The sequence below is a fragment of the Sporosarcina sp. SAFN-015 genome (assembly GCF_059415085.1).
Genome location: NZ_JBPFDR010000002.1, coordinates 136,332 through 155,618, shown reverse-complemented (window position 1 = coordinate 155,618; position 19,287 = coordinate 136,332). Strand labels below are relative to the sequence as shown.

18 protein-coding genes and 1 other annotated feature are annotated in these 19,287 nt (G+C 46.1%); of the genes, 2 read left to right on the top strand and 16 right to left on the bottom strand.

Annotated features, from left to right (window positions below; all coding sequences use genetic code 11):
* Positions 1–48: 48 nt before the first annotated feature.
* The 16 genes from ACR65H_RS03730 to ACR65H_RS03655 all read right to left on the bottom strand — a co-directional run bounded on the left by ACR65H_RS03730 (position 49) and on the right by ACR65H_RS03655 (position 16,943).
* On the bottom strand, positions 49–1,035 hold the full coding sequence (locus tag ACR65H_RS03730; protein WP_440499204.1) for an ABC transporter ATP-binding protein: 987 nt from the start codon (positions 1,033–1,035) through the stop codon (positions 49–51).
* Between the two features lie 110 nt (positions 1,036–1,145).
* The gene (locus ACR65H_RS03725; RefSeq protein WP_440499203.1) at positions 1,146–2,084 is read right to left on the bottom strand and encodes an ABC transporter permease; all 939 of its coding nucleotides are present in this window, start codon (positions 2,082–2,084) and stop codon (positions 1,146–1,148) included.
* Positions 2,084–3,019, bottom strand: a complete 936-nt coding sequence (locus tag ACR65H_RS03720) for an ABC transporter permease (protein WP_440498775.1) — start codon at positions 3,017–3,019, stop codon at positions 2,084–2,086. Before ACR65H_RS03720 ends, ACR65H_RS03725 begins: the two co-directional genes overlap by 1 nt.
* A gap of 15 nt (positions 3,020–3,034) precedes the next feature.
* Positions 3,035–3,859 carry a D-aminopeptidase DppA gene (dppA, locus tag ACR65H_RS03715; protein ID WP_440499202.1) on the bottom strand — a complete coding sequence of 275 codons (825 nt, stop codon included), beginning with the start codon at positions 3,857–3,859 and terminating at the stop codon, positions 3,035–3,037.
* A 226-nt stretch (positions 3,860–4,085) separates the two neighbouring features.
* Positions 4,086–5,921, bottom strand: coding sequence for an oligopeptide ABC transporter substrate-binding protein (gene opp4A, locus ACR65H_RS03710; RefSeq protein WP_440498773.1), 1,836 nt, complete (start codon positions 5,919–5,921; stop codon positions 4,086–4,088).
* A gap of 22 nt (positions 5,922–5,943) precedes the next feature.
* Positions 5,944–6,855 carry an ABC transporter permease gene (locus ACR65H_RS03705; protein ID WP_440498771.1) on the bottom strand — a complete coding sequence of 304 codons (912 nt, stop codon included), beginning with the start codon at positions 6,853–6,855 and terminating at the stop codon, positions 5,944–5,946.
* A gap of 28 nt (positions 6,856–6,883) precedes the next feature.
* Positions 6,884–7,852 carry an oligopeptide ABC transporter permease gene (gene opp4B, locus ACR65H_RS03700; RefSeq protein ID WP_440498770.1) on the bottom strand — a complete coding sequence of 323 codons (969 nt, stop codon included), beginning with the start codon at positions 7,850–7,852 and terminating at the stop codon, positions 6,884–6,886.
* A 14-nt stretch (positions 7,853–7,866) separates the two neighbouring features.
* The gene (locus ACR65H_RS03695) at positions 7,867–8,793 is read right to left on the bottom strand and encodes an ABC transporter ATP-binding protein (protein WP_440498769.1); all 927 of its coding nucleotides are present in this window, start codon (positions 8,791–8,793) and stop codon (positions 7,867–7,869) included.
* A complete protein-coding gene (locus tag ACR65H_RS03690) occupies positions 8,774–9,799 on the bottom strand; it encodes an ABC transporter ATP-binding protein (protein ID WP_440498768.1) in 1,026 nt (341 codons plus the stop codon). The genes ACR65H_RS03695 and ACR65H_RS03690 overlap by 20 nt, the downstream gene beginning before the upstream one ends.
* 318 nt (positions 9,800–10,117) lie before the next feature.
* On the bottom strand, positions 10,118–11,092 hold the full coding sequence (locus ACR65H_RS03685) for a DUF4003 family protein (RefSeq protein WP_440498767.1): 975 nt from the start codon (positions 11,090–11,092) through the stop codon (positions 10,118–10,120).
* Between the two features lie 48 nt (positions 11,093–11,140).
* The gene (trpA, locus tag ACR65H_RS03680; protein ID WP_440498765.1) at positions 11,141–11,935 is read right to left on the bottom strand and encodes a tryptophan synthase subunit alpha; all 795 of its coding nucleotides are present in this window, start codon (positions 11,933–11,935) and stop codon (positions 11,141–11,143) included.
* The gene (gene trpB, locus ACR65H_RS03675) at positions 11,932–13,125 is read right to left on the bottom strand and encodes a tryptophan synthase subunit beta (RefSeq protein ID WP_440498764.1); all 1,194 of its coding nucleotides are present in this window, start codon (positions 13,123–13,125) and stop codon (positions 11,932–11,934) included. Before trpB ends, trpA begins: the two co-directional genes overlap by 4 nt.
* Before the next feature lies 1 nt (position 13,126).
* The gene (locus tag ACR65H_RS03670; protein WP_440498763.1) at positions 13,127–13,738 is read right to left on the bottom strand and encodes a phosphoribosylanthranilate isomerase; all 612 of its coding nucleotides are present in this window, start codon (positions 13,736–13,738) and stop codon (positions 13,127–13,129) included.
* Entirely contained in the window at positions 13,735–14,526 is a 792-nt protein-coding gene (trpC, locus tag ACR65H_RS03665) for an indole-3-glycerol phosphate synthase TrpC (protein WP_440498762.1), read from the bottom strand. Before trpC ends, ACR65H_RS03670 begins: the two co-directional genes overlap by 4 nt.
* Entirely contained in the window at positions 14,523–15,554 is a 1,032-nt protein-coding gene (trpD, locus tag ACR65H_RS03660; protein ID WP_440498761.1) for an anthranilate phosphoribosyltransferase, read from the bottom strand. The genes trpC and trpD overlap by 4 nt, the downstream gene beginning before the upstream one ends.
* A 30-nt stretch (positions 15,555–15,584) precedes the next feature.
* On the bottom strand, positions 15,585–16,943 hold the full coding sequence (locus ACR65H_RS03655) for an anthranilate synthase component I family protein (RefSeq protein ID WP_440498760.1): 1,359 nt from the start codon (positions 16,941–16,943) through the stop codon (positions 15,585–15,587).
* An 84-nt stretch (positions 16,944–17,027) separates the two neighbouring features.
* Positions 17,028–17,256 (bottom strand) — a binding site (T-box leader).
* Between the two features lie 209 nt (positions 17,257–17,465).
* Here ACR65H_RS03655 and rluF point away from each other — a divergent pair.
* Entirely contained in the window at positions 17,466–18,170 is a 705-nt protein-coding gene (rluF, locus tag ACR65H_RS03650; protein ID WP_440498759.1) for a 23S rRNA pseudouridine(2604) synthase RluF, read from the top strand.
* 219 nt (positions 18,171–18,389) lie between these two features.
* Positions 18,390–19,151: a SurA N-terminal domain-containing protein gene (locus tag ACR65H_RS03645; protein ID WP_440498758.1), complete on the top strand. Its 762-nt coding sequence runs from the start codon at positions 18,390–18,392 to the stop codon at positions 19,149–19,151.
* Positions 19,152–19,287: the final 136 nt, after the last annotated feature.

The window sequence follows — 19,287 nt, the reverse complement described above, 5'->3', positions numbered from 1 at the left end:
GCCCCCTTTGTTTATATATGACTTGCTAAGCACTTTCGTGCGGAAAACCTAGTTGAATGTAAAAACTTTCTTCGCCCGTTCGTCCTGCAGCCAGCAGTCGACGGCATGTGTATCGGACAAGCTGGTTGTTGTAGGGTATACGCGGTCGCACACTTCCATAGCGAATGGGCATCTTGCCGTAAACGGACATCCGATCGGCGGAGCGAATAAATCTGGCGGCGTCCCTTCAATCGGTTGAAGCTCCTCTTCCTTTAAGTCGAGTCGTGGGACGGAAGCGAGCAACCCTTTCGTATAGGGGTGCTGCGGTGTGTAGAACACTTCACGCTTCCCCCCGATTTCAATGACTTTTCCTGCATACATGACCGCAATTCGATCCGCTATTTTCGCTACAACCCCTAAATCGTGTGTAATGAGAATGATTGAAACGCCTGTCCGTTCCTGTATTTCTTCGAACAGCTCTAGAATCTGTGCCTGGATTGTAACGTCCAGTGCGGTTGTCGGCTCGTCGGCGATAAGCAGTTCTGGCTCACAGATTAGAGCAATTGCAATGACGATCCGTTGCCGCATCCCTCCGGAAAACTGATGAGGATATTGCTTCATCCTCTCCTCTGGATTCGGGATGCCGACCACTTCCAGAAGATTAATCGCCTTTTTCCGTGCTTCTTCTTTACTAACTTTTTGGTGGGTTCGCAAACCTTCCGTCAATTGCTCTCCGATTTTGAGTGTCGGATTCAAAGCGGTCATCGGGTCTTGGAAGATCATCGAAATATCGACCCCTTGCACCTTTCTCATTTCGGATTTATCGAGCTTCGTTAAATCTTTTCCTTTGAATATGACACTTCCATTTTTTATGCGGCCCGCAGGCTTAGGAATGAGTCCCATGATCGTATTCGCGGTGACACTTTTCCCACAGCCTGACTCTCCGACGATCGCAAGCGTCTCTCCTTTGTAAAGATCGAATGAAACGCCGCGAAGCGCTTGTACTTCCCCCCCAAATGTCTTAAACGATACGTGTAGGTCACGTACAGAAAGCATGACGTCTGTAAATATTTTATTGCGCTTGCGTAATTTTTTTGGTTCCTGCGCGACTGCTGTCCCGCCATGACTTTCATCCAACGGTGCATATTTTCTATTATCCAATCCAGTCACCCCCTCAGTTTCGGATCAAGTGCATCTTGCATACCGTCTCCGAGGACGTTAAATGCAAACATTGTCATTGAAATGAAGAATGCAGGGAAAAATAACCTCCACCAATGACCTGACAAGATAACCGGCAACGCATCATTCGCCATGACCCCCCAGCTCGCAACAGGGGCTTGAATTCCTAGCCCAATGAAGCTTAGGAAGGCTTCCGCAAAGATGGCACTCGGTACAGTCAATGTCATTTGAACGATGATCGGACCCATTGTATTCGGCAGCAAGTTTTTCCGTATGATCCTTGGTGTTTTGGCTCCAAATGATTTTGAGGCGGTTACAAATTCGTAGTTTTTAATTTGAAGCACTTGTCCCCTGACAATCCTGGCCATTCCGACCCATCCTGTAATTGTCAGCGCTACGATGATTGTCGTTAAGCTCGGTCCCATGATAACCATTAACAGAATGACGACGAGCAAGTGGGGAAGCCCGTACAAGATTTCAATGATACGCATCATCACTGTATCTGTCCTTCCACCTTTATAACCGCTTATCCCCCCATAGATAATTCCGATGAAAAAGTCGATCAATGCGGCAGCAACACCTACGAACAGCGATACGCGTGCACCGTGCCAAGTTCTCGTAAAGACATCCCATCCTTTGTCGTCCGTGCCGAACCAATGTGTCGAGGACGGCGGCAAGTTTTGGTTTGCATATTGCGTCGTTTCTATATTATGCGGTGACAGAATCGGAGCGAATATCGCGAAAAGCGTTAGGATAATTAAGAATACCAAGCCGCCCATCGCCATTTTATTCTTCCGTAATCTGCGCCAGGCGTCTTTCCAATAGGAGAGCGACGGACGTACGACCGATTCTGCTTTTTCCGTGTCCTTTCCTTTCGGTTGGAACCATTCATCCTGGACTTCTACGTTTTGCTGATGACTCACCATCACGCCTCACCTTCCTTTCGGTGAAGTTTAATGCGAGGATCAAGGAATCCGTAGACGATATCTACTAAAAACAACATGAATACGAGGAATGCGCTATAGAATACAGTCGAGCCCATAATGACCGGATAATCACGGTTATTGATGCTCTCGACAAAGTATTTCCCCATGCCCGGTATCGCAAAGATTTTTTCAATAACGAATGTCCCCGTCAAAATCCCTGCAAGCATCGTCCCCATAATTGTGACGACCGGCATGAGCGCATTGCGAAGTGCGTGCCGAAGCACTATCCGCATCGGTGATAGTCCTTTCGCTCTCGCCATTTTCATATAATCTTGGGTCAGCACTTCGAGCATGCTCGAACGTGTCAGACGTGCGATGATTGCGGTAGGACCAGTGGCAAGCGCCAATGTCGGCAAGATCATGTGAAGCGGACTGCTCCACGTCGCTGGCGGTAGGAGATTCCAGTTTACCGCCAATTGCTGGATCAGCACCGTCGCCAATACGAAGTTCGGAACGGATATCCCGACGACCGCGAAAGCCATCGCCGCATAATCGATAATGCCGTTATGTCGCAAGGCGGCAAATGTCCCTAATGTAATCCCCGATAGAACCGCAACGATGATCGTTACCATTCCTAGTTCGAGTGATATCGGAAAACCCCTCGCAAGTAATTTATTCACTGAGTCGTTCGGCTTTTTAATGGAAGGTCCAAAGTCAAATGTCGCAATCGATTTCAAATAATATAAGTATTGCACATGTGTCGGTTGGTCCAACTTATAGAATTTCTCCAAATTCGCCTGGATTGTCGGGTTCGATGTCCGTTCTTCATCAAACGGTGAACCCGGTATTGAATGCATCAAAAAAAATGTCAGTGTCGCGATGATGAGGATAGTCGCAATCATCATGAAGAATCTTTTAACTATGTAAATTGCCATGCGCCACTCCCCCCTTTAGCAGAACTTTGTTTGCATTGCCAATTCGACCATGACGAGCATTGCCCGATATGCTTCCAGAATGTCCTTCGCTTCAAATTTCACGATCGTCGTCCCCTGCTCAATTTCACATCCCGGCATGAGAGCAGCCCATTCGGCTTGACCGTAGTTTGTAAACTCAATACACAACACAGGATGTGCTGGCGGCACGAGCGGTTTGATCGTTGAACGCTTGGCAATCGCTTCTGCGACCTTTTCCTCGATCAATGCATGAGCCTTTGTCGGATGCAGCGTCTTTACCGCAGAACGGGAAATAGATTGCTTAACCGCTGCAGTCACAATGCCAGGAATCAAGTCTTCCGCTTCCTGACAAGCACGATCGTCCCCAGCGACCATAATGACAGGCACTCCATAATAGCCGGCTACATATGCATTTAAGCCAAGCTCACCAATCGCTACATCATTTATATGCATATTCCGTACGCCAAATGTCATCGAGTGACTCATGACGCCCGGCTGACCTGCTCTTGCATGGTAACCCGCGAAGATTACACCATCGAATGATTCATCGAGCGCCTGTACCATGGAAAACGCTTTCAAATCACCTGTTATTAAATCTGCATCCGGATGCAGCTCCTCAACTAGCAAATTGTTCATTTTGGAATGGCTGTCGTTCACGAGGACTTGTTCAGCCCCTTGTCCAATCGCTGCGCGTATGATAGCATTCGCTTCCTCGGTCATAATACGGCGCGCTCGTTCATAATTATGTCTGGCCGAGTCGACAAATGTGTAATCGGGCAGCCCTGTAATCCCTTCCATGTCAACGGATACGTAAATCTTCAACTTTGCTTCCCCCATTCCTTTACCTCTCTGAATTGCTAGTATAATCGATTAATTGGTAAGTTCAATCCTATCAAATTTTTAAGAATATTACAATATGGTTTCAAAAAATAGATTCATGCTATTGTTGAAAGTAAGTAGTAACGGGTTGCAGATTTCATCAAAAAACCGCCATCCAGTTGCCCGGATGGCGGTTTACAGATTACTGAGATTGCTCAATAATCAATTATTATTCACTTACACCCATTTGATACAAGAATAGGTCAGAATCTGGATCGATAGAGTAGTTAACAACACGTTTGTTAACGCCCATTAGGTAGTAACGGTATACAGTTGGTGCAACCGGAACTTCTTCAACCATCAACTGTTGCCATTGTTTGTAGATATCTTTACGGTAGTCTGAGTCAAATGCTTTTTCAGATGTACCAGCTGCAAGAAGCTCGTCGTTTTTCTCGCTTGTGTAACGAGTGTAGTTGAACGCAGCATCTCTTCCGTATAGGCCGGATGGATCTGGATCAGTACCAGTTCCCCATGCACCTTGGTAGATGTCAATTTTCGGATCATCAGCTTCTACCATGTCGTAGAAGGAGTTGAACTCGTGTAGACGTCCGTCTAGAAGTTGAACTTTAATACCTACGTCAGCCCAGTTTTGAATGTAGAACTGTGCGATTGGCTCAGCAGTTTCTCCGCCGGACATAGAAGCAAAGTTAAGAACGAATTCTTCACCTTTGTCGTTTTCACGGAAACCATCGCCGTTTGTATCTACGTATCCAGCTTCGTCAAGAAGTGCTTTCGCTTTTTCCGGATCGTAAGACGGTGTTTCAATGCTAGAATCATGGAAGCTAGCAAATACAGGAATGATCAAAGTAGTTGCTGGGAAACGAAGACCGTGATAAAGCTCTTTACCGATTGTTTCGTTATCCATTGCATACCACATAGCTTGACGAACAAGTTTGTTAGCCATTTTTGCGTTTGGATCAGTTACGTTTGTTTTATTTTCTGCATCCCATTTACCAAGTTTGAACCCGATATATGTGTAAGCAGTATCAACGTCAGCAAGAAGCTCGATGTTGTCGATTTCTTTAGCGTTTTGATATTGGTCTACAGGGATAGAAGCGATATCCACTTCACCTTTTTTAAGAACTTCAAGAATTGAAGCAGAGCTTACTGTTTTTTGAACCAATGATTTTAGAGCAGGTTTCCCTCTCCAATAGTCATCAAAGCGCTCATAAAGAACAGACTCGCCTGGTACGATTTTTGCAACTTTGTAAGGACCGAAACCGATTGGGTTTACACGGATTTTATCAGAAGAAACAAGCTCTTCCATTGTCACTTCACCAGTCATGATATCGCCGACATGGTGTCTAGGTGTAGCATGGCCCCAAATACCAGACATTAGCGATGGAGTCGCTTCTGTGTAAGTGATAGCAATTGTTTTGTCATCTTCAGAAACTGTGATACCAGAAATTTCTGTTGTTTCGCCGTTATGGTATGCAGGCATACCTTCAACGTTAGAGATCATGTACGTGTAGCGAGTTCCTGTGTAATCAGGGTGACCAAGAAGTTGGTAAGAGTAAAGAAGGTCACTAGCTTTTAAAGGCTCGCCATCATGCCATTTAACGCCGTCTTTAATTGTAATTGTGATTGTTTTATTATCTTCACTAATTTCCCAGTTAGCAGCACCGTCTTGAGTGATCAAGTAGTCGCCATCGTAAGCAAATACGCTTTCGTGGAACTTACTGATTACTTCCCAGTCATATGCGCCTGAATAGAATACAGGTGCAAGAGTTCCTTCAAACGGAGTGTCTGTAACCATTGCGATTGTCATTTCTCCGTCTTCGATTGGCTCAGCTTTGTTCGATACTTCGAACGGGAAGTCTAGGCCAGCGCTTGCATCTTCTTCAGCTGGATCTTCCTCTGTCGTTTCTTCTGTGTTCTCTTTGCCTGTTTCCTTAGCCGGTTCTTTTTCACCAGCATCCTCTTTGTCTTTACCTGTACATGCAGCTAAAAATACGCTGAGAACAAGCAAGAGACTTGCAAGTAGCATAAATTGCTTCTTTGCCAATTGTATTACCTCCCCTTATTTTTTAGGCTAATCTTTGCCTTGCGTCTGACGCGCGTTTGACCGCTTGCCCGACGTAATTTATACACAGCATCATTACTAGAATTAGTAATGCTGCAGGTAACCATGACCACCACTTATTCTTTACGATATCAGGGTTCCTTGCGAACGAAATCAGCGTTCCAAGAGATGGAGTTCCAGCGGGTAAACCGAATCCTAAGAAGGTCAGCCCTGTCTCCAACCCGATATTTCCTGCAAGCGTAAGTGTCATATTAACAATGACGAGGGAACTCAAGTTAGGGAACATTTCAAAGAACATGACCTTCCAACTTGGTGTTCCTAACGTCTTGGAAGCATTGATATAATCAAGCTCCCTTTCAGAAATAGCCCTTGACCGGATAAGTCTCGCCTTACCGAACCAGGCGAATAAACTTACGATCAGGATGAACGTAAATACATTATAGTTTGGTACGATTGTTACAAATACGATAATGAACATCAATGACGGCAATACCATGAGGAATTCAAGGATACGCATCATAACATTATCCACAGCGCCACCGAAATAACCCGATATTAGCCCATACGTTAAGCCGAACAACCCTGCAAGGACGGTAACCGCTACTCCGATTGTGAGTGAGTTTCTTGTCCCAATCATAAGTTGTCCGAACACGTCCCTACCTCCATCATCAGTACCAAGCCAGTTGGCAGCGGATGGTGGTTTCCAAACGTTCAGGAAGTTTACCCGCGTCAAAGAGGCCGGGTCAATCACTAATGGAGAGATATATGCCGCTAAAACGATGATTGTAAGCAAAATCAACGAGCCCAACGCCATTTTATCGTTTATTATTTCACGCCAAATCGTGCGCATAAGCGACGGATTATTTAACTTTTCTTGTGCAATAAGCTTTTTTTCATCTAGAACTGGATTAGTCATTCATTTCCCCTCCTCTTCTCTCTTTTCACTATTCAAGTCGAATACGTGGATCGACAATGCTCAGAATAATATCCGAAAGCAATGTTCCGATAATGACGGCAGCACCAGAAATCATTACGAGCGCCGTTACGACGGTAAAATCACGTAAGTTAATAGACTGAATGAAAAGGTATCCGAGGCCTGGATAACTGTAAATTGTTTCAATAAAAACCGAACCGCCGATAAGACCGGTAATTTCCATTCCAAGGAAAGCTGCAATTGGTAATAGCGAGTTACGCAAAATATGTCGCGTATATACTTTCCCTTCCGGCACACCTTTCGCGCGGGCCGTTTTTACGTAGTCTTTGATCTTCTGGTCGATAATGTCATTCCGTAAGTATTGGATAGTTCCGACAGTTCCGATTAGAGCACCAGACATGACTGGTAAGAATAAGTGCTTCGCCCTATTCACGAAATAGTCCCATGTCCCGACTTCAATTCGGATGTCAACACTGTTACCGGTCGGGAACCAGCCGAGTACGAAAGCGAATAAGAATAGCAATAATAAAGCAAATACGAATGTAGGTGTCGCGAAAGCGAAATAGTTATACGTGACAATCATTTTGTCCGCCCAAGTATCTGACCATCTTCCAGCAATAATGCCAAGCGGGATGGCGATCAAGTAAATGACAATCATTGTAAACAACGCTAAAAGTACGGTGTTTTCAACCCGCCCTGCCAATAAGTTCGTGACTGGTTGCTGATGCATATAGGACATACCGAAGTCGCCTTGCACTGCTTTTGAAATCCAACGACCATATTGCTGGTACCATGGATCATTCAATCCGTATTTTTCACGAATTTTCTCTATCTGTTCAGGTGTAGCGTCTGGATTCCCTTGAAACGCCCCCGTCACCGCATCACCCGGCATCGCTTTTGCAAGCATGAAGATGATAATGCTGAGAAGGATGAGCTGTGGAATCATGAGCAGTGTTCTTCGTAAAATGAATTTCAACATTTACATCATCCTCCTTATTGCATAGCGACGGAATGCGTATCCGAGATTTTCTTCAGATCGAACATCCGCCCATCTTTATCAAAGTAGTTGCTATATTCAGTTTGGTATTCCTGATTGATTGCCTGACGTAAATGCATCTTTTCGAAACGCTTCTCAGGATTCATTTCCGGAATTGCGGCAATCAACCGTTTTGTATAAACATGCTGTGGATTGTTGTAAATTTCGGAAGCAGTCCCTTCCTCTACGAAACGGCCTCTGTACATGATGCCGATTCGGTCGCACATATGCTGGATGATCCCTAAGTCATGCGAAATGAATAGATATGTCAGGTTGAATTCTTCTTGTATCTCCTGCATGAAGTTCAGCACTTGCGCCTGAACAGATACATCCAACGCGGATACCGGCTCATCCGCAATGATCAACTTTGGATTCAGAGCTAGCGCCCGTGCAATTCCGATACGTTGCCGCTGCCCACCAGAAAATTGGTGAGGATATTTATAAATAGACTCAGGGCTTAAGCCGACTCTTGCAACTAACTCTTGCACTCTAAGCAACTCTTCCTTCGGCGATAGCCTTTCAAAGTTTCGGAGGGGCTCAGCAATGATACTCAAGACGTTTTTCCTGCCATTCAATGAGGAATATGGATCTTGGAAAATCATTTGTATATCCTTTGTATAATTGCGTCTTTCGCTCTTGCCCATTTTAGCCAAGTCTTTTCCTTCGAACAGCATTTCTCCACTTGTCACTTTATTTAAGCCGATGAGCGCCCGGCCGGAAGTTGTCTTGCCGCATCCCGACTCTCCAACTAGTCCGTAAGTCTCGCCAGGCTCTAATTCAAAACTGATACCATCGACTGCTCTTACGTGATCTACTACTCTACGGAAAAAACCACCTCGGATCGGGTAGTGAACTTTTAAATCATTAACTGTTAGTAGCGACATATTCTTTCTCTCCTACTCTGTCCTCCGGAAAGTAGAACGTTTTATAGCATGAGCATCGGACAAAATGGTTTGGTGCAGCTTCATGCATTTCCGGCATCTCCTCATGATCCTCTTCAGGAATCCACTCAATCCGCGGTGCGAAACGGCATCCTTTGCGGTCGAGGTTCTGAATGGATGGAACGATTCCATCAATGACATGCAATTTTTCTTTTGAATCCATGTTAGAAGGGATTGAATTCAATAAAGAACGGGTATATGGATGCAAAGGGTTTTCAAACAAATCTTTTACTTCTGCTATTTCAACGACTTCACCTGCATACATGACGACTACACGGTCCGCCATTTCCGCGACGACCCCTAGGTCATGTGTGATCAGGATGATGCCTGTTTTCATCTGGTTTTGCAGTTCTTTCATCAAATCCATGATTTGCGCTTGGATCGTAACGTCCAAAGCTGTCGTAGGCTCATCCGCGAGCAATAGAACAGGGTCGCATGCTAGAGCGATTGCGATGACGACACGTTGTCTCATCCCACCTGATAATTCATGCGGATATTGCTCGTAGACGCGTTGTTCGTTTTTAATGCCTACTCGTCGAAGTAGTTCCAATGTCCTCTTTTTCTTCTCGCTTGCGGATAATTTCATATGATAATCCATCGGCTCTTCAATTTGCCGTCCGATTGTCGCTAGCGGATTCAAAGCGGTCATTGGGTCTTGGAAAATCATCCCGATGTCTTTCCCTCTCACTTTATCCAATCGCGAACGTGATAGCGTCAGTAAATTTTGTCCACCAAAATTTACTTGGCCTTCAAGCTTCGTGGATTTCAGGTTATGCAAGCCCATTACAGAAAGGGCTAATGCACTTTTACCGCAACCCGATTCACCGACGATTGCAACGACTTCATTTTCGTGGACTGTAATGGAAACTCCATCTACCGCAGCATAATAGTCGCCCTTAATATTGAATGACGTACGAAGATCCTTTATTTCCAAGACTGGGTTTTTCAATAGAATTTCCTCCTTACTCACTACTAACTGACACTTTCTCAAATAACTAATTTTCAGATTTCGTTTAAAGTTATTGAACTCAATATACTACACAACATAAGTCCTGACAATACTGTTTTTTTAGAATATCAAAATCTTATATTATTTCTAATATGACAAACATGTTACAATCATTGCTATGTAAGCGTTTTCTCGTAATGGTTCAGCGTAAACTTTTTTTTCGATCTTCTATCGTTGTCCATAAAAAAACAGGTGAAAAAAGCTGTTGCTGTTCTACAACGGCTTTTTTCACCTGACTATTTTGCTATTCACTTGCAATTATCCATTCGAGGAACTTGCAGCCGATGACGCGGCAACTGCCGCCACCGTAGCGGCCATCACCGCCTGCTGTGCCTGCAGAATCATCTCTACGGATGCGGCAAGACTGACATTTACTTGCTCAGCATTTTCCGTCAAGCGATGCATCACATGACCGATGGCAATCGAAAGTGCCATTTCTTTGTTCCATCTGAATAACTTCGATTGTCCCAATTGTTCTGCCAGCTGGATGATTTCCCTAATCTTTTCATCTCCTACCTCGAACACAGTCAGAAATCCGACCATCGGATAATGGACAGGCTTCGCTTTTGTGTTGTCCCGAAGCATACCGTAAATTTCCCATGCCCTTTTGACAAGCTGCGGCTGGAATGCGATATCCATGTACGTCATGACTTGCGAAAGCCACTGAAGTTCATTGCCTGTTCGAAATCCCTCTTCCCGTAATGCATCGTAGTAAGTCCGCATCGACTTGGCGTGGGCCTCCGGGTCCTCCCCTTTTTTACCGAGCAGCATGGCGTATGCATAATCATCATCCGATGTAAGGAAATAATGCTGTTTTTTCATCGCGTCATATAGTTTTTTCGCACGGTCAGCCTCTTCTTGAAATCGGCTGGCATCATCAGCCATGAGCAGCGCGGCGAGATAAGAATGGATTGTATTCCGAAAACCAGTCTGCTTTAACGCCCGTTGCTTATCAATGAGCCGATCCGCGCCTTCATCCACTGAGTCTTCAGAATGTGTAAGAAATGCTGCCATCATCGGCAACAGATTCCCGCGTAAGGGCGAAAACCAGCCTGCCCGCTCTTTCAAGGCGGCCATGGCACGACTGAAGTCAACAGCATCGAATTCTTTCGCTGCCGTCACGTAATACGAAGTGATCGTCAACACAACGTTTTTATCGACACTCCAGCCTGCCAATGATTTCACTTTGTCATATGTCATCTCTACTTCTTGCCTGATCATATCCAAATGCATCCCGTACAACTCCTTTGCTATATGTACGTTATGACAGCATGAAAAGTTTCAACGTTGATCGACAATTTCAAATTTCTCTACACCAGACTGTATTAAATCACGGATACTTTCCAGCTCCCCCCGATGAAAGGCTTCGACAATCGCGCTTCCGACAACGACTCCGTCCGTATAATTGCCCATCTCTTTCACTTGTGTTTGCGTTGAAATACCAAACCCCGCCAATACAGGTACAGGACTGAATCGCTTAACACGTTCTAGGTGGGAATAAATAGCCGTACCGAATTCATTCCGTTTTCCGGTAATTCCATTGACGGTAACAGCATATAAGAAACCTTCAGCGCCCTCTGCTATCATTGCAATCCTTTCATCCGGGCTTGTCAACGACACGAGAGGGATCCATGCAATATCAGTCCCTTTCAACATTCCACGAAGTGATCCACTTTCCTCATGCGGCAAATCCGGGATAATTAATCCACTGATCCCTGCTTTTCCGCACGCTTCGACAAATTGATGCACACCAATTGCCAAAATCGGATTAAAATACGTCATAACAACCAAAGGAACCGCCAATTCCCCTTTACAATTCATAAGCTCCTCCAAAACATTCCGAAGCGTCACGCCTTCGGAAAGCGCTCTTGCTCCTGCATGTTGGATAGCTTCCCCATCCGCTACCGGATCCGAAAAAGGAATGCCGACTTCAATCGCTGTCACGCCTGCTTCCTGCAAAAAGAGCAGTTTCTCTTTCAGCGTCACTAAACCTCCGTCGCCCGCCATTATATACGGTACGAACGCCTTTCCGCCTTCCTCGATACATGTACGAATTCTCTTCTCCAATGTCTTCATTCCGCTCCACCTCCAAGCACATCACGAACTGTCTGCATATCTTTATCACCGCGGCCTGATAAACAGATGACGACAATTTGGTCCTTCTCCATGCTTTTTGCCAGCTCTGTCGCAAACTGGATCGCATGCGCACTTTCTAACGCCGGGATGATGCCTTCCGTCCTTGATAGAAGCTGAAGTCCTTCCAACGCTCCCGCATCCGTGATCGCCGTATACTTCACTCTTCCGATGTCATGCAAATGGCAATGCTCCGGTCCGACAGCCGGGTAATCAAGACCTGCAGAAATCGAGTGCGCCTCCTGGATGAAGCCGTTCTCGTCTTGAAGCACATACATATACGCCCCATGCAGAACACCTTCCTTCTCATCCGCAATCGCTGCCGCATGAAGTCCTGTCGCAACTCCGCTACCCGCCGCTTCAACACCGTACAATGCAACTTTTTCATCTTCGACGAACGGGTGGAACATACCGATTGCATTGCTGCCGCCTCCGATACACGCAACGACCGCGTCAGGCAAACGACCTTCCTTCTCGATAATCTGCCTCCTCGTCTCTACACCGATCACCCGTTGAAAATCACGCACGATTTCCGGGAACGGATGCGGACCGAGCGCTGAGCCTAAAATATAATGCGTATCGTCCACATTCGCGACCCAATAACGAAGCGCTTCATTGACAGCATCCTTCAACGTGCCAGATCCCTTATCGACCGATACTACTTTCGCGCCAAGCAGCTCCATCCGGAACACATTCAGCTCCTGTCGGCGGATATCCTCCTTGCCCATGAAGACAATGCACTCCAAACCGAACAATGCGCAAGCCGTAGCGGTTGCCACACCATGCTGCCCAGCACCTGTTTCCGCAACAATTTTTCGTTTGCCCATCCGCATCGCAAGTAACGCCTGCCCGAGCGAATTATTGATCTTATGGGCGCCCGTATGGTTCAAATCCTCACGCTTCAAGAAAATTTTTGCGCCCCCGACCTTCTCCGTCAAACGCCCCGCAAAATATAATGGATTTTCCCTACCGACGAAATCACGCAAATAATAATCCAACTCATCCGCAAACGTCGGATCGGCCTTTGCCTCTTCATAGGCTTTCTCCAATTCGATCAGCGCAGACATCAACGTTTCTGGCACATATTGTCCACCAAACTTTCCATACCTTCCTTTTCTCATCTCTACTGCCATCTCAGCTCTCCTCCTCTTTCACTGCTTGAACAAACTCACGGATCAGTGTCGCGTCTTTCCTACGATCTATCTCCACTCCACTTGACACATCTACCATATACGGACGAACTTGCCGGATTGCCTCTCTGACATTTTGCGCATGCAATCCGCCCGCCAAAATAAGACGATCTCTCGGAACATCCTTCTCCACCAAACTCCAGTCAAACACCTTCCCGCTTCCGCCGCTGAATTCAACGCCTGGCGTATCGAACAAGACATACTCCGTATCATAGCCATGCACCTTTTCCACATCTTCACTGCCATGCACTGATAATACTTTAATAGAAGGAAGTCCTGCTTTTTTGATAGTTCCCATTGACTCCCCGCCATGATATTGAATGAAATCGAGCGGCACCTCCCGAAATGCCCGCACCAGTTCTTCTTGCTCCGCATTAACGAAGACACCAATTTTTATAACATGATCCGGAACGAGTCGTGCCAGTTCTTTTGCTTGCGCAATCGCGACACGGCGTCTGCTCGGTGCAAATACAAATCCGACCGCATCCGCCCCCGCATCCACCGCAGCTCTAACATGCTCAGGCTCCATCAACCCACAAATCTTCACTTTCGTCATAGCGGAACACCTGCCTTTGGAACTTGCAACGAACGGAGCGAGTCTTCAACGGAAGCACTCCGCATGAGCGACTCACCGACAAGAACAGCGCTTGCTCCGGCCATAGCCGCTCTACTCGCATCCTCCGCGTCCTTAATTCCGCTTTCACTGATGAATACGCGATTTTCATTGAATGGAAAATGCTTTGCAACTTCTTCCGTCCTTGCCATATCAACATCGAACGTTTTCAAATCCCTGTTATTGACGCCAATCAGTTTTGCATTTATTGCAAGAGCACGGTCCAATTCCTTTGCATCATGCACTTCCACAAGCACTTCGAGTCCACGCGCAGTCGCATAGCTGTATAGCCTTTGCAATGTCACATCGTCAAGCGCAGCTACGATAAGTAAAATGACAGATGCCCCTGCTTGCTTCGCTCGGTCGATCTGCAATTCATGGATGATGAAATCCTTGCAGAGCAGCGGGATTTTGACTGCTTCAGCTACCGCCGCCAAATCGTCCAAGGAGCCTTTGAAAAAAGTTGAATCCGTCAATACCGAGATGCATGCCGCTCCAGCTTGCTCGTACGCCTTCGCTTGCGCGACCGAATCCGTATTCCCGGCGATCATCCCCTTTGAAGGCGAAGCGCGTTTCATCTCCGAAATGACTTCCAAGCGATCTGATTCTCTTAACGTTTCAAAAAGGGAAGGACGTTTGGGCAATGTTTCACATGAAACGACAAGTTCCTCCATTAAAAGCTGCTTCACTTCAAGCCGTTTTGTCTGCAAAATCGTTTCTAATATCGTCATTTCACCATCGCCTCCTGCCCGATCTGTTCACTGAATGCTACAACTGCCTTCAATTTCCGAAGTGCATTACCCGACAGAATGCTGTCGGTCGCCAGTTCAATCCCTTCCTGTATCGAATCTGCCATGCCGTTCGTGAACAACCCTAAACCAGCATTGAATACGACCGTGTCAAAACGCGGGCCCCGTTCGCCTTGTAACACGGAGCGGATCATCGCAGCATTTTCCTCCGGTGAACCACCGCGAATCGCAGATAAAGGAGCATAGGATAGCCCAACATCTTCGGCAGTTAATGAAAACGGGATCAAGTCTCCCTTATCCATAAGGACAAACGAGTTCTGTCCGGCAAGTGACGCCTCATCCAGGCCTCCCGCCCCTGATACGACAAGTGCCCTTTCCCTTCCAATCATTCGCATAACGGACGCGTATTCCATAATAAAATCGGGACGGTTAATGCCCGTGAATTGGGTTTCGAGGGGAATAGGATTCGTCAGCGGTCCGACGAGGTTGAAGATTGTCGGCTTACCGATCATTGCTCGCACTTCGCCAATCCGCTTCATTTTCGGATGGACGATCGGTGCGAACAAAAAGGCTAACCCTTCCTCACGAAGCATCCTTCCCATATCGTCAGTTGTAAAACGTGAATGGATGCCGAGCACATCGAGCACATCTTGGCTGCCCGCTGCACTTGTGACTTTCCGGTTGCCGTGCTTGGCTACATGTACACCAGCACCCGCTAAAACAAAAGCCGACGTCGTGCTAATATTGAACGAGTTCGAACCATCCCCGCCTGTTCCGCAATTGTCCAAATAACGGGCAGACGGGACGTCCATTTCTATTGCATGTGACGTCATGACCGAAGCTAACGCCGCCACTTCAGTCGCTGTTTCTCCTTTCTTGGACAAAGCGACGAGAAACGCGGCCATTTCCTCGACATTCGCTTCTTCCGAAAACAACCGTTTTGCCGCATGCTCCATCTCTTCATACTGTAAGTTCCGGCCTTCCTCTACTATTCTCGTATAGTTTTTCACCGCTCATCTCTCCTCTTCTTATCAAGTCCTTTATTTCAAAGCGTCCAATAAAGAACGTGCTTTGTTTACTGTCTCCTTATATTCCAACGCTGGCACTGAATTCTTCACAATCCCTGCGCCCGCTTGCACGGTCGCTATTCCTTCCTGCACCGTCATCGTCCGGATGGTCAATGCAAAATCGATATTCCCATTTAGCCCGATATAGCCTATTGCACCGCCATACAACCCTCGCGGCTCATCCTCAAGCTGTGTAATGATATCCATCGCAACCTTTTTCGGCGAACCGGTAACCGTCCCCGCCGGCATAGTCGCTTTTAGTGCATCGAGTGCATGCAAACCCGGGGCTATTTTGCCTTCCACTTCCGAAACTAGGTGCATGACATGCTCATATCTTACGGTTTCCATGTATGTCGAAACGAGGATGGACGATGGCTCACAGACCATTTCCATCTCTTTCTTGCTTACTTCGACTAACATGTCGTGCTCCGAAAGCTCTTTCGGATCACTTCGCAGCTCTTCTTCCAATGCTCGATCTTCTTCGGCGGTGTACCCCCGTCTCCGCGTCCCTGCAATCGGATTCGTTATGACCGTTCCGTCCGTCACCTTGACGAGACTTTCTGGAGAAGCACCGATGACGGTATGATCACCGAACTCCATATAGTACATATAAGGCGAAGGATTCTTTTTACGCAGTTTTCGATACAGCGCAAACGGGTCGCCATCGATTTCTGCCACAAGCTTCCGGGAGAGGACAACCTGCTCAGCCTCGCCTTTTTCAATGAACTGCAGCACCTGCCGGACACGGTCCTCAAATTCTTGTTGCGAGATTGCACATCGATAATCAGAAACGGATACGCCCTTCTCTTCTTCTACCGGCCCTGATGTAATCGTCTCCGCCATAGCATTTAAGTCTGGCTTCGCGTATTCCGGATGGATTTCCGTATGCAGCAACGTCACTTCATTCAGAAGGTGATCGAAGATGATGACCGTATCGTAAATATTGAAATACACATCAGGCTTTTCATTGGAATGAACTACTGCTTCCTCCGCCGCCCCATAGCCGACATATCCGACTGCGCCTCCCATGAATGGATATTTTCCATGCTCCGCAATACGTGGCATCAATCTCTTCAGAAGTGTATACAAATCCCCTTCATGCACATATGTCTTTTCCGTCGCATACACGAACTCTTCCAACCGGCCATTCCTTCCGCGATATGCCTTCACCGGATCCACCCCGATGAACGAATACCGCCCCGACCGATCATGCTGCGACGAGCTTTCCAACAAAAATCGATGGCGCCCTTGCAACCGCCTGAAAATAAGGATCGGCGTCAGTGAATCTCCTTCAATCTTCTTCTCTGTAATACGTAAACTCGTCTTTTCCATCTCAGCTCTCCTCTTCTAATTTGTTTGTGGCAGGCTAGATTAAAAACAAAAAAGCCCTCTGCAAAAGGACAGAAAAGTCCAATTGCAGAGGACGGGTTACCCGCGTTGCCACCTCTATTTGAAGCCATCTTAAAATAGCTTCCACTCGGCGCGCCTAAAAAAGGCACTTCCCGTAACGTGGGAAAGGCGTCCGCCTGAAAAACTCCAGACAGCTCTCATAAGTCCATTCACAACGGCCGCGAATCAGTTTCCACCACCCACTGACTCTCTATATCGCGATTCCGAAGCTACTCCTCTTATTCAACAATTTCTCAGCTATGCTCTTCTCAACTCGACTCATCTGTTCCTGGGCGGCGCCGCTCCCGGCCCCTCTACCCTCTCCGAACAAAAAAGTTGTACTAACCTTACTATTCATTCAATCAATTGTCAACCTTTCGTTAATATATGTAGCCCCCATACTTTGTATAACTATTGCCCAAGCTGTACAATAGTGGGAAAGAAACTCGAAAAAAGGTGAACCGAATGAGAATTAATAAATATTTAAGCGAAGCTGGCATCGTTTCGCGACGCGGCGCAGACAAATGGATTGAAGACGGACGCGTCACTATCAACGGCCAGCCCGCAGAACTCGGAAGCAGAGTCGAACAAGGAGATGAAGTACGTGTCGACGGCAAACCCGTTAAAACCGAAGAGCAGCTCGTCTATATCGTTCTCAATAAACCCGTCGGCATTACGAGCACGACTGAACGTCATATTGAGGGGAATGTCGTCGATTTCGTCAATCACCCGCTCCGCATCTTTCATATCGGAAGGCTCGACAAAGACTCCGACGGCTTGCTGCTTCTTACAAATGACGGCGACATCGTCAATGAAATCCTGCGCGAAGAACACGGCCATGAAAAAGAATATATCGTCACCGTGGACCGCCCCATTACAAAAGAATTCATTCAAAAAATGGAATCCGGCGTCGAAATCCTCGACACAGTGACGAAACCGTGCAAAGTGAAACAACTTGGCCCCCGCAAATTCAACATCACGTTGACACAAGGCCTAAACCGCCAAATCCGCCGCATGTGCTCGGCACTCGGCTACAACGTCAGACGCCTCCAGCGTACACGGATCATGAACATCCATCTTGGCAATTTGCCAATCGGACAATGGCGCGACTTGACGGATAAGGAACTGAAGGAAATGTTTCAAATGCTCAATTATGAGCCGAAAAGGTGAATACAACGATGAACGTTTAAAGGGCGATACATATTGTGAAAGCACAATATGTATCGCCTTTTTTATACGCATCCATAGTCATTACAGATATTTCAATCCTGTGATAAATATTAAAAAGGGGCGCATCCCGTTTCTTTTTCGCAGGATTAACTTTATAATGCGCACTAGATGATTTATTTAATAAAAATCATACTTCTAGCTAAAGGGAGGAGATCGATTATGAAAAAAATGTTGTTTACATTAGTAACCGGTCTAATGGCCGTTATTTTAGTGGCATGCGGAGCAAATGGAGAAAATACAGAAGCCACAAATGATAATAAAACAGCCGAAACCGATCAGCAGAAGGAACAGCAAAACCAAATGGCAGAAATGCAAAAGAAATTAGAAGAACAGCAAATAGATGAAAATAAAACTGTCGCCATAGTGAATGATAAAGAGATTTTGGGAAGCGACTATAATACTGGTTTAGCGTCTGTCCAAGGACAACTGCAGCTAATGGGACAAGATCCGACTTCTAAAGAAGGTGCAGAGCAAGCGAAAAATCAAACTATTGACAGCTTGGTCGTGCAAACTCTTCTTCTACAAGAGGCAGATAAAAAAAGCTATAAAGTTTCAGAGGAAGAGATTAATAAGCAGCTGGACGAAATAAAAAAACAGTTTAAAACAGAAAAAGAATTCGAAGCCGCCCTTAAACAATCCGGCATAGATATGAAAACACTTGAAACTCAAATAGCTGACGATGTTAAACTTAGACAGTACGTTGAGAAAGAAGTGCCGGCAGGCAAAATAACCGATGAAGAAATCCAACGAATGTATGAGCAATATGCAGAACAAGCAAAGAGTGCAGGACAAGAAGCTCCAAAGCTTGAGGAAGTAAAACCGCAAATCGAACAATCTCTTCATCAGCAAAAACAGCAGGAAAAAATTGCTCAGCATGCTGAAGAGTTAAAGAAAAATGCGACGATTGACATAATGATTTGATGTACACACAAAAATGCTCAATGGGCTGTTGATAAACGGCCATTCAAACGAAAAAGAAGATGAATCTCTACAAAATGTAGTGTTCATCTTCTTTTTTATTCACTATATATCGTGTCTACATATAAGGCTCTTGGGC